Annotated in this window: 10 protein-coding genes; 8 read left to right on the top strand and 2 right to left on the bottom strand. The window is 71.4% G+C overall.

Going from position 1 to position 11,341, the window contains the following annotated elements:
• Positions 1–13 precede the first annotated feature (13 nt).
• The 4 genes from ACFZBP_RS01645 to ACFZBP_RS01630 all read left to right on the top strand — a co-directional run bounded on the left by ACFZBP_RS01645 (position 14) and on the right by ACFZBP_RS01630 (position 4,648).
• Positions 14–1,333 carry an extracellular solute-binding protein gene (locus ACFZBP_RS01645; protein ID WP_391409287.1) on the top strand — a complete coding sequence of 440 codons (1,320 nt, stop codon included), beginning with the start codon at positions 14–16 and terminating at the stop codon, positions 1,331–1,333.
• 5 nt (positions 1,334–1,338) lie between these two features.
• Positions 1,339–2,328 carry an ABC transporter permease subunit gene (locus ACFZBP_RS01640; protein WP_391409286.1) on the top strand — a complete coding sequence of 330 codons (990 nt, stop codon included), beginning with the start codon at positions 1,339–1,341 and terminating at the stop codon, positions 2,326–2,328.
• Positions 2,329–2,374: 46 nt separating this feature from the next.
• Entirely contained in the window at positions 2,375–3,214 is an 840-nt protein-coding gene (locus ACFZBP_RS01635; RefSeq protein WP_391409285.1) for an ABC transporter permease subunit, read from the top strand.
• A 69-nt stretch (positions 3,215–3,283) separates the two neighbouring features.
• Complete coding sequence (locus ACFZBP_RS01630) at positions 3,284–4,648, top strand: GH1 family beta-glucosidase (protein WP_391409284.1); 1,365 nt, start codon at positions 3,284–3,286, stop codon at positions 4,646–4,648.
• Positions 4,649–4,651: 3 nt separating this feature from the next.
• Here the strand turns inward: ACFZBP_RS01630 and ACFZBP_RS01625 are convergent, their stop codons facing one another.
• Positions 4,652–5,044, bottom strand: coding sequence for an SCO5389 family protein (locus tag ACFZBP_RS01625; protein ID WP_391409283.1), 393 nt, complete (start codon positions 5,042–5,044; stop codon positions 4,652–4,654).
• A 41-nt stretch (positions 5,045–5,085) separates the two neighbouring features.
• A complete protein-coding gene (locus ACFZBP_RS01620; RefSeq protein ID WP_391409282.1) occupies positions 5,086–6,033 on the bottom strand; it encodes an ATP-binding protein in 948 nt (315 codons plus the stop codon).
• A gap of 170 nt (positions 6,034–6,203) precedes the next feature.
• On the opposite strand from ACFZBP_RS01620, the gene ACFZBP_RS01615 reads away from it, so the two are divergent.
• From ACFZBP_RS01615 to ACFZBP_RS01600, 4 genes are read left to right on the top strand one after another with little or no spacing between them, the layout of a single operon-like run.
• The gene (locus ACFZBP_RS01615) at positions 6,204–6,740 is read left to right on the top strand and encodes a GNAT family N-acetyltransferase (protein WP_391409281.1); all 537 of its coding nucleotides are present in this window, start codon (positions 6,204–6,206) and stop codon (positions 6,738–6,740) included.
• Positions 6,741–6,743: 3 nt separating this feature from the next.
• Positions 6,744–8,237, top strand: a complete 1,494-nt coding sequence (locus ACFZBP_RS01610; RefSeq protein ID WP_383453178.1) for an ABC transporter substrate-binding protein — start codon at positions 6,744–6,746, stop codon at positions 8,235–8,237.
• Positions 8,238–8,240: 3 nt separating this feature from the next.
• Positions 8,241–10,037, top strand: coding sequence for an ABC transporter permease subunit (locus tag ACFZBP_RS01605; RefSeq protein WP_391409280.1), 1,797 nt, complete (start codon positions 8,241–8,243; stop codon positions 10,035–10,037).
• Complete coding sequence (locus ACFZBP_RS01600) at positions 10,037–11,266, top strand: MFS transporter (RefSeq protein ID WP_391409279.1); 1,230 nt, start codon at positions 10,037–10,039, stop codon at positions 11,264–11,266. The genes ACFZBP_RS01605 and ACFZBP_RS01600 overlap by 1 nt, the downstream gene beginning before the upstream one ends.
• The last annotated feature ends 75 nt before the right edge of the window (positions 11,267–11,341 follow it).

Below are 11,341 nucleotides of genomic sequence, written 5' to 3'. Positions count from 1 at the left end.
GACACCTGGAGCCATGCGCACCACGCGAGCCGCGGCCATAGCCGCCGTCACCATGTCTCTCGTCGTGACCGCCTCGGCCTGCGGAGGCGGTTCGTCGACCGGCGGCGGCGGGTCCAACGACTCGCCGAAGACCCTCACGTACTGGGCCTCCAACCAGGGCGCGAGCATCGAGGTCGACAAGAAGGTCCTCCAGCCCGAACTCGACAAGTTCGAGCAGCAGACCGGCATCGAGGTGAAGCTGGAGGTCGTCCCCTGGTCCGACCTGCTGAACCGCATCCTCACCGCGACCACGTCCGGCCAGGGCCCGGACGTCCTCAACATCGGCAACACCTGGAGCGCCAGCCTCCAGGCCACCGGGGCGCTGCTGCCCTGGGACGAGAAGAACCTCGCCGCGATCGGCGGCAAGGACCGGTTCGTCGACTCCGCGCTCGGCTCGACCGGCGCCGAGGGCCAGGACCCGGCGGCGGTGCCGCTGTACTCGATGGCGTACGCGCTCTACTACAACAAGAAGATGTTCGCCGACGCGGGCATCTCGAAGCCGCCGGCCACCTGGGAGGAGTTCACGACCGCCGGCAGGAAGCTCTCCCAGGGCGGCAAGTGGGGCATCGGCGTCGAGGGCTCGAACCCGTCGGAGAACATCCACCACGCCGTCGTCTTCGCCAAACAGCACGGCGCCGACTTCTTCACGGCCGACGGCAAGCCCGACTTCACCTCCGACAACGCCGTCGCGGGCGTCAAGCAGTTCGTCGACCTGATGGCCAAGGACAAGATCATCGCGCCGGGCAACGCCGAGTACGCCCAGAACCAGTCCGTCAGCGACTTCGCCAAGGGAAAGACCGCGATGCTGCTGTGGCAGTCCGCGTCCGCCAACCTCAAGTCGCAGGGCATGAGCGAGGACGCCTACGGCGTCGCCCCCGTGCCCGTCCGGTCCGGCGCACCCGGCCCCGGCACCGGCGTCAACTCCATGGTGATGGGCATCAACCTGGCCGTCTTCAAGAACACCGACAACATCGACGGCGCCACGAAGTTCGTGAAGTTCATGACGAGCGACGAGGAACAGAAGATCCTCAACACCGCCTACAGCTCCATCCCGCCGGTCAAGGGCGCCCAGTCGGACGCGGCCTTCAACACCCCGGCGAACGCCGTCCTCAAGGACACCCTCGCGAAGAGCGCCGTAGCGGCACCGCAGGTCGCCGACGAGTCCCAGTTCGAGACGGCGGTCGGTACGGCCATCAAGGAACTGTGGGCCGACGCCGCCGCCGGACGCCCGGTGACCGAGACGTCGGTCAAGGCGGCCCTGGCCAAGGCCCAGCAGCAGATGCCGACGAAGTGAGCACGATGACGACCACGGTCCCCACCGAGGCGGCCGTGCGTCGGAGCACCCCCGGGACGGCGGACGGCCCCCGCCGCCGTCCCGGGCGGATCCGCCGCATCGGACTGCCGTATCTGCTCCTGCTGCCCGCCCTGCTGCTCGAACTCCTGGTCCACCTGGTGCCGATGGTCATCGGCATCGTCATGAGCTTCAAGGAGCTCACGCAGTTCTACATCCGCGACTGGACCACGGCACCCTGGAACGGCCTCGGCAACTACCGGATGTCGGTGGACTTCAACGCCCCCGTCGGCGCGGCACTCCTCCACTCGTTCCTGGTCACGGTCGCCTTCACGCTGCTCTCGGTCGGCCTGTGCTGGCTGGTCGGCACGGCGGCCGCGGTCCACATGCAGGACACCTTCCGCGGTCGGGGCCTGCTGCGGGCCCTGTTCCTCGTCCCGTACGCCCTGCCCGTCTACACGGCCGTCATCACCTGGGTCTTCATGTTCCAGCACGACAACGGCCTGGTGAACCACGTCCTGCACGACCAGCTCGGCCTCACCGACAAGCCCTCCTTCTGGCTGATCGGCGACAACAGCTTCCTCGCCCTGCTGACGGTCTCGGTGTGGAAGGGCTGGCCCTTCGCCTTCCTCATCGTCATGGCCGGCCTGCAGAACATCCCGAAGGAGCTGTACGAGGCGGCGGCCCTGGACGGCGCCGGCCTGTGGCAGCAGCTGCGCCGCATCACGCTGCCGTCACTGCGCCCGGTGAACCAGGTCCTGGTCCTGGTGCTGTTCCTGTGGACCTTCAACGACTTCAACACGCCGTACGTCCTGTTCGGCAAGACCGCCCCGGCCGCCGCCGACCTCGTCTCGGTCCACATCTACCAGGCCAGCTTCGTCACCTGGAACTTCGGCACGGGCTCGGCGATGTCCGTACTTCTGTTGCTGTTCCTGCTCCTGGTGACCGGCGGGTACCTCTGGCTCACCTCGCGCGGACGGAGGACCGCCGATGTCTAGGCCCCGCGACGCCGGCATGATCCGAACGACAGGTCCCGGCTCCCCGATGGCACCACCCCGGTCCTTCCTCTGGTCCCGGCGGATCTTCCTGACCCTGCTCACCGGCTTCGTCCTGGTCCCCGTCTACGTCATGGTCTCCAGCTCCCTGAAGCCGCTCGCGGACGTCACGGGGAAGTTCCGCTGGCTGCCCAGCGAGCTGACCATCCGCCCGTACATCGACATCTGGTCGACGGTGCCGCTCGCGAAGTACTTCGTGAACTCGCTGGTCGTGGCGGGTGCGGCGACGGTCTGCTCGGTGGTGATCGCGGTCTTCGCGGCGTACGCCGTCAGCCGCTACGACTTCCGCGGCAAGCGGGTCTTCACGGTCACCGTGCTGTCCACGCAGATGTTCCCGGGCATCCTCTTCCTCCTCCCGCTCTTCCTCCTCTACGTCAACATCGGCAACGCCACCGGCATCGCCCTGTTCGGCTCGCGAGGCGGCCTGATCCTGACGTATCTCACCTTCTCCCTCCCCTTCTCGATCTGGATGCTGATCGGGTACTTCGACTCGGTGCCGCGCGATCTGGACGAGGCGGCGCTGGTGGACGGCTGCGGACCCCTCGGGGCCCTCTTCCGCGTGGTCGTGCCGGCGGCGATCCCCGGCATCGTCGCCGTCGCCGTCTACGCCTTCATGACGGCCTGGGGAGAAGTGCTGTTCGCCTCCGTCATGACCAACGACACCACCCGCACCCTCGCCGTCGGCCTCCAGGGCTACTCCACGCTCAACGACGTGTACTGGAACCAGATCATGGCCGCCTCGCTGGTCGTCAGCGTGCCGGTGGTCGCCGGTTTCCTCCTGCTCCAGCGCTATCTGGTCGCGGGCCTGACGGCGGGTGCCGTCAAGTGACCAGCCGTCCCCGACGGACCAACACCCACCCCGCATACGGTTCAACACCCCCGTTCCGAAGGGATCTCCGTGTCCGATCGCATCGACCTCGCCGCACTCCCGCACGACTTCCTGTGGGGCACCGCCACATCGGCGTACCAGATCGAGGGAGCCGTGGCGGAGGACGGCCGTTCCCCGTCGATCTGGGACACCTTCGCGCACACACCCGGCAGAATCGCGGGCGACGACCACGGTGACGTCGCCTGCGACCACTACCACCGCTGGCGCGAGGACATCGGGCTGATGCGCCAACTGGGCACGAACGCCTACCGGTTGTCGATCGCATGGCCGCGCGTCGTGCCCGGCGGGGACGGCCGGGTCAACGAGAAGGGCCTGGCGTTCTACGACGAGTTGGTCGACGGACTGCTGGCGGCCGGCATCACCCCGTCCGTCACCCTCTACCACTGGGACCTGCCGCAGGCGCTCCAGGACCGCGGCGGCTGGCCCGAGCGGGAGACCGCCGAGCACTTCGCCGCGTACGCGGCCGTCGTCGCCGAACGCCTCGGCGACCGCGTCACCCACTGGGCCACCCTGAACGAGCCCCTGTGCTCGGCGTGGATCGGCCACCTGGAAGGCAAGATGGCCCCCGGCCTCACCGACCTGACGGCCGCCGTCCGCGCCTCCTACCATCTCCTCCTCGGCCACGGCCTGGCCACCCAGGCGATCCGCTCCGCCGCACCCGGGGCCGAGGTCGGCATCGTCAACAACCTCTCCACCGTCCACGCCGCCACCGACCGCCCCGAGGACGAGGCGGCGGCCCGCCGCATGGACGGCCACACCAACCGCTGGTGGCTCGACCCGATCCACGGCCGTGGCTTCCCGACGGACATGCGAGAGGTGTACGGCGTCGAACTCCCGGAACGGGCAGGCGACTTGACCACCATCGCCGCACCCCTGGACTGGCTCGGCCTCAACTACTATTTCCCGGCGACCGTCACCGACGACCCCACAGGACCGGCCCCGCGCGCCCGCCAGCTCCGCCGCGCCGGCGTCCCGCGCACCGGCATGGACTGGGAGATCGACGCGACCGGCATCGAGACGCTCCTGCTCCGCCTCACCCACGACTACGGCGCCCGTCGCCTCTACGTCACCGAGAACGGCTCCGCCTACCCGGACGTCGTACGCCCCGACGGAACGGTCGACGACCCCGAGCGCCAGGAGTACCTGGTCCAGCACCTCGCGGCCTGCGCCTCCGCCGCCCGCAAGGGTGCCCCGCTGGCCGGGTACTTCGCGTGGTCGCTGCTGGACAACTTCGAGTGGGCGTACGGCTATGAGAAGCGCTTCGGCCTCGTCCACGTCGACTACCGGACGCTGGCCCGCACCATCAAGGGGTCCGGGCGCCGGTACGCGGAGGTCATCCGGGCGCACGGGGCACGGGCCGAGCGCGCTGCCTGACGCTCAGCAGTCCCGGAACTCCGGCGACTGGTTCAGCACCTGCGACCGCACCGACGTGAACCGCGCGTACGTCTCCCCGTCCCGTGCCTCCGGCCGGAACGCCGCCACCCGGTGGCAGTTCTGGAAGGCGAGCGTCACGCCGAAGTGCCGCTCCAGGCTGCCGCGGATCGCGTCGCTGGCGAGGGCGCGCAGGAGCTGGCCGCGTTCCTGCTCGGACGGGGGAGGGGTCTGGTTGTCCGTGAAGTCGGCCTTGCCCTCGCGGAGTTCTGTGGCGAGGGAGGCGATCAGGTCGTAGGCGTACGGCAGCGAGGTGCGCACGGTGGCCACGAAGTCCTCCTCACGGATGTCACCGTGTTCGGCTTCGGCGAGGAGCTTCGGGGAGACGTCGAGAGACATGGCGTGGCTTCCTGTTCAGTCCGGTGGGGGTGTGGTCGTCGTCAGGCCAGGCCCGGCGGGCCCGGCACGAAGTCCGGGTCGATCTGGGCGGCCAGGTCACCGCCCGTCCTGTCGTCCGCCCACGCGCGGGCGTTGCGCAGATGGAACTCGACGGCGTGGCCGTGCGTCGTGGCCCAGTCCTTCGACAGCGCGTCGACCGTCTCGCGCAGGACGTTGAGAGCGTGCAGGTTCTGGTGCTCCAACTCGCCCTGCTCCCGGCCCTGTTCGGCCGCGCGGACCCAGGAGGAGTGGACCAGGTGGGTGAGGAGGTCGTCGCCCACCTCCTCCTTGAGGAAGAGCAGGTCGTCCTCGCCGGTCACCTTGTTGCCGATGACCGCGATGCGGATGCCGAACTCGCGGGCGTGATCGCGGTACTGGCGGTAGACCGAGACGCCCTTGCGAGTGGGCTCCGCCACGAGGAACGTCATGTCGAAGCGGGTGAACAGGCCCGAGGCGAAGGCGTCCGCGCCGGCCGTCATGTCGACCACGACGTACTCGCCGGGGCCGTCGACCAGGTGGCCGAGGTAGAGCTCGACCCCGCCGAGCTTGGAGTGGTAGCAGGCCACCCCGAGGTCGCTCTCGTCGAACTCGCCGGTGACCATGAGCGGTACGCCGCCCACGCGCCGGACGTGCCGCGCGTGCAGTTCGTCGTCGCCGAGCAGGGTCAGCAGACGGGAGCCGCGGCCTGGCGGGGTGGTCTTGATCATGGCGTCGGCGGAGGGGATACGCGGGTTCGTGCCGCGCAGGTACTCCTTGATGTCCCGCAGGTGGGCGCCGAGCGGCGGAGCGTCCAGGGCGTCGCCGTCATGGCCCAGTGCTTCGGCGAGGTGCTGGTTGATGTCGCCGTCGATGGCCAGCACGGGCGCGCCGGAGCCGGCCAGATGGCGGGAGAAGAGTGCCGAGAGGGTGGTCTTGCCGCTGCCGCCCTTGCCGACGAACGCGATACGCATCAGCGGGACCCCGCCTTCGTCGCCAGGGTATCCTTTTTGAAAATGGATGTCATGTGGCAAGGTTGGCGTTGATCTTCGAGCACTGTCAAATCGCCTGAGGCGTAAGGGTGTTGTGCGGGAGGGCGGGGTGGGCGGAAAGGCCTTTCGCCCTTGATGCATATGATGTGCAAGTGCACGACTACAGCATCAGGGCGGCGAGCCCGGACGACCTCGACGGTGCGCGAGCCCTGATGCTCGACACCGTCTACCACGACTTCGGCACCGGCTATGTGCCGCGCTGGCACGCGGACATCATCGACCCGGCCGCCGCCTACCTCGCCTCACCCCGCCACACCCTCCTCGTCGCCCTCGACCCGCGCGACCACGGTGTCGTCGCCACCGCCGCCCTCGACTCCCGCGGCCCGGCCCACCCGCCGAACCCCCGCGACCTCGCCGAGCGCTACCCCTGCGGGGAGACCGCGCAGCTGCGCCGCGTCTACGTCCGCCCCGAGCACCGCAGGCGCGGCCTCGCCGGGCGGCTGGTCGACGAGCTGCTCGCCTTCGCCGCGGCGGACGGCGGCTACCGGGCCGTCTATCTGCACACCGACCCCGAGGTGCCCGGCGCCGAGGCCTTCTGGCGCTCGCGCGGCAAGGTCGTGCTGGACGAGCGCGTGGATGCCGACGGCGCCTTCGGCATCGTCCACTTCGAGATACCGATGGAGCGATAGCCCGTGCCCCGCCGACTCCGACCGCTCCTCGCCCTCGTACTGGCCCCGGTCCTCGCCGGCTGCTTCGCCTCCGGAGGCGGAGCCGACTCCGCCGGCAGCGCCGACGGCGGCTCCCGCCTGCGCGTCGCCCTCGCCTTCCCGCCCGCCGAGAACCTCTCCCCGTACGGCGCCGACTCCACCATCCTCAGCCGCCTCGGCGTCACCGAGGGACTGACCGCGCTGGACGCCAACGGTGCCGCGGCCCCCGCCCTCGCCGCCTCCTGGCGCCAGGAGAACGACCGCACCTGGCTCTTCACCCTGCGTGAGGCCACCTTCCAGGACGGCTCCACCGTCACCCCGGCCGCCGTCGCCACCGCGCTCACCCATGCCGCCGAGGCCAAGCCGGCCCCCGCCGCCCTCGCCGGAGTCACGTTCACGGCGAAGGCCGACGGCAGCACCGGCGTACGGATCACCACGAAGACCCCCGACCCCGTCCTCCCGCTGCGTCTGTCCAGCCCCTCCCTCGCCATCCTCTCCGGCAAGGCGTACGGCACGAAGGACAAGGTCGACCCGGTCGGCACCGCCACCGGACCCTTCGAGCTCACCAAGGTCCTCGGCGCCACGGCCGTCACCCTCGACCGCTACGACGACTACTGGGGCGGCCGCGCCCAGGCCCCCGGCATCGACGTCAAGTTCGTCGCCGACGGCACCGCACGCGCAAGCGCCCTGCGCACCGACCAGGTCGACCTCGCCGAGGCGATCCCCGTCGCCCAGGCCGCCACCCTCGACAAGGCCACCCGCAAGGCGACCGCGACGACCCGCACCACCAGCCTGCTCCTCAATACCGAGAAGGGCGTCTTCAAGGACGCCGCGCTGCGGGCCGCCGCCCGCGAGGCCGTCGACACCTCCGCGCTCGCCAAGGGCGTCTACGAGGGCTACGCCGACCCCGGCGCCGGCATCTACGGGCCCGCCGTCACCTGGGCCGCCGGCAAGCGGACCGAGCCGGCCGGACGCGCGAAGGCGGGCAGGCCCGACGGGACGCGCATCACGATCGCCACGTACGACAACCGGCCCGAACTGCCCGAGGTCGCCCAGGTGCTGAAGCAGCAGCTGGAGAAGGCGGGATTCGAGGTCACGCTGGAGGTGCGCGAGTACTCGAGGCTGGAGAGCGACGCGCTGGACGGCAGGTTCGACGCGTTCATCGGCGCCCGCAACAGCCTGGTCGACACCGGCGACCCCGTCGGCGTCCTCGCCAGCGACTACACCTGCGACGGCGGCTACAACCTGGCCCTGCTCTGCGACAAGGACGTCGACCGGGCCGTGGCCGAGGCCGCGGACATCGCCGACACCGCCGAGCGGCAGGACGCGGCGATGGCGGCCGAGGCCGAGATCCTCGGCACCGACGCCGTCGTACCGCTCGTCCACCAGCGCATCATCACCGGCGTCGGCAGCTCCGTACGCGGCGCGCTCCTCGACCCGTACGAGCGCACCCTCGTCGGCATCGGCACCCGGCGCTGACCCGTGCGGCACCAGGCAGTCACGCTCCTGTGGCGTACGGGGATCGCGGCCACCCTGGTGTGCGCCATCGGCGTCCTGCCCTGGCTCACGCACACCGACCCGGCGCTCACCGTGCTCAAGGCCCGCTCGGCGGACCGCGACCCCACGCCCGAGGTACTCGCGGACATCCGCGCCCAGCTCGGCCTGGACCAAGGCCCGTTCCACCTCCTCGGTGACTGGCTGGGCGGACTGTGGCACGGGGACACCGGCCGGTCCTGGATCTCCGGTAACGAGGTCACACCCGCCGTCCTCCAGGCCCTCGGTGTCTCCCTGCTGCTGATGGCGGTGGCCCTCGCGGTCGCCGCCGTCACCGCCGCGCTGATCTGCGCCCGCACCCTGTGGCTGGGCGCCCACCGCCGACTCGACGGACGGCGCGCGGGAGGCAGCGGCTCCGCGGTCCTCGCCGCCCTCCCCGAGTTCCTCACCGCGTCCGTACTCGCCACCGTCGTGGGGGTCCAACTCGGCTGGCTTCCGGCCCTCGGCTGGTACGGCCCCCAGTGGACGATCCTCCCCGCACTGGCCCTCGGCCTGCCCGCCGGCGCCGTGCTCGGCCGGCTCCTCGACGACCTGCTGCCCGGCGCCTTCGCCGAGCCCTGGGCCCGGGCCGCCACCGCACGCGGGCTGCCCGGCGGCACGGTCGCCCGCCAGGCCCTGCGCCGCTGTCTGCCAGGACTCCTCCCCAACACCGGCCTGTTCGTCGTAGGTCTGACCGGCGGATCGGTCACCGTCGAGCAGATCTTCGACATCCCCGGCATCGGCCGCACCACCCTCCAGGCCGCCCTCGCCCAGGACCTGCCCGTCCTCCAGGCCGGCACCCTCGCCCTCGTCCTGCTGGCCGCGACCGCCGCGGCGGCGGCCCACGTCCTCACCCGCCTGCTGATCGGCCCGGCTCTGCGCGACGGCGCGCTGCCTTCCCTGCACCGCCCGACACCGCCCGCCCGCACGATCCTCCCGTTCGTCCACGCCGGCCTGCTCCTCACCGTCATCGCCTGCGGCCTGCCCCGCGACCCGCTGGCCCTCGACACCACCGAACGCCTGGCCGCCCCCACCTCCTCCCACCCGTTCGGCACCGACGCCCTCGGCAGGGACGTCCTCGCCCGCGTCGCCCACGGCGCTCTCGACACCCTGCTGCTCGCCCTCGCGATCACCGCCGCCACCCTGCTCACCGGCCTGGCACTCGGCCTGCTGCCCCGCCTGTCCGGACCGCTCGTCGACACCGTCACCGCGCTGCCGCCGGTCCTCGTCGCCCTGCTGGTCACCGCGGTCGTCGGCAGCGGAACCGCCACCCCCGCCCTCGCCGTGGCCGCCGTCGCCTGGGCACCGCTCGCCGCCCACACCTCCGCACTGCTGAGACAGGAACGCGCCGCCCTCCACCTCACGGCCACCCGAGCCCTGGGCGCCGGCCCCTGGTACCTCCTGCGCCACGAACTCCTCCCCGCCGTGGTCCCACCCGTCACCCGCCACGCCCTGCTCCGCCTCCCCGGCATCGCCCTCGCCCTCGCCTCCCTCGCCTTCCTCGGCCTCGGCGCCCAGCCACCCTCCCCCGAATGGGGCCTTCTCCTCGCCGAGAACCAGCCCTACGCCGAGCGCGCCCCGTGGGCGGTCCTCGCCCCCGCGGCCGTACTCGCCCTGCTGGGCGCGCTGGCGGTGACGACCGCGGGCGGGTTGCGCAGCGGCGCGCGACGACGACGCGATGACACCGAGCCCGCCCCGCCGACGCCCGAAAGGCAGTCGTCGCCCATGGAGTTGGTGAAGCTCTGATGGCCCCGCTCCTGTCCCGCGGTCTGCGCCGCAAAGCACCGGACCAGCCTCGGCTCTCCCCTCTCCTCCGCCTCCTCATCCTCACCCAACTCGCCTTCAACATCGGCTTCTTCGCCGTCCTGCCCTTCCTCTCCGAACACCTCGGACAGGCCGTCGGCATGGCGGGCTGGATGGTCGGTCTCGTGCTGGGTCTGCGGACCTTCAGCCAGCAAGGCCTGTTCGTGGTGGGCGGGGCGCTGGCAGACCGGTACGGCATACGGCCGGTCGTCCTCACGGGCTGCGTCCTGCGGATCGTGGGGTTCGCCTGGCTCGGGTACGCACGCGAGACCTGGACGGTCATAGGTGCGGTGCTGCTGATCGGGTTCGCCGCCGCGCTGTTCTCACCGGCGGTGGAGTCCGAGGTGGCCCGGCAGGCGGTGCTCTGGGAGGAGTCGGGGGCCGGTTCACGCACCCGTGTCCTCGCCCTGCTCACCGTGGCCGGACAGGCGGGCGCGTTCGTCGGACCGCTGCTCGGTGCCCTGCTCCTGTCGGTGGACTTCCGTACGGTCTGCCTCGCCGGCGCCGGCATCTTCGTCCTCGTCCTCGCCGGGCACGCCTGGCTACTGCCGCAGCACATACCCGGGCGGGGTGGCGTCAAGTTCCGCGGCGGCATGGGGAAGCTGCTGCGCAACCGCCGCTTCCTCGCCCTGTGCTGCGCGTACGGCGCCTACCTCCTCGCCTACAACCAGCTCTACCTCGCCCTCCCCGACGAGGTCGAGCGCGCCACGGGCTCCCAGACGGCCCTGGCCTGGCTGTTCGCCCTGTCCTCGCTGCTGGTCGTCACCGCCCAGTTGCCCGTCACCCGGTGGGTGGGGGAGCGGCTCACCCTGCGCCGGTCCATGGTGGCCGGGCTGCTGCTGATCGCGGCGGGCTTCGCGCTCGTGGCCGCCGCTCGGCCTGCCGGCTGGACGGGCACGGCAGGGCTGTTGCCCGCGGCCGGCTTCGTCGTCCTTCTCACCCTCGGCCAGATGCTCGTCGCCCCGGTGGCCCGGGCGTGGGTCCCCGACCTCGCGGAGGTCGGCCGACTCGGGCTCTACACCGGCGCGTTGTCCTCCGTCTCCGGCCTCATCGTCCTCATCGGCAGCTCGGCGACCGGCACCCTGCTCGACCCCGGCCTCCCGGCGGCTGTCCCCTGGCTGGTGCTGGCGGCCGTACCGGTTGCGGCGATCGGGTTGCTACCCCGCCGATAGGCCGCACCGACCTGTGGCACACCCGCCGACGCGTCCTCCCAGCCTTTCCTCGCCCCCGCCGCCCCTACCCGTCCC

It is taken from the genome of Streptomyces sp. NPDC008086 (assembly GCF_042957325.1).
Taxonomy (GTDB): domain Bacteria; phylum Actinomycetota; class Actinomycetes; order Streptomycetales; family Streptomycetaceae; genus Streptomyces.
The sequence above is the reverse complement of the archived record's forward strand: the minus strand, read 5'-3'. Positions and strand labels throughout refer to the sequence as shown.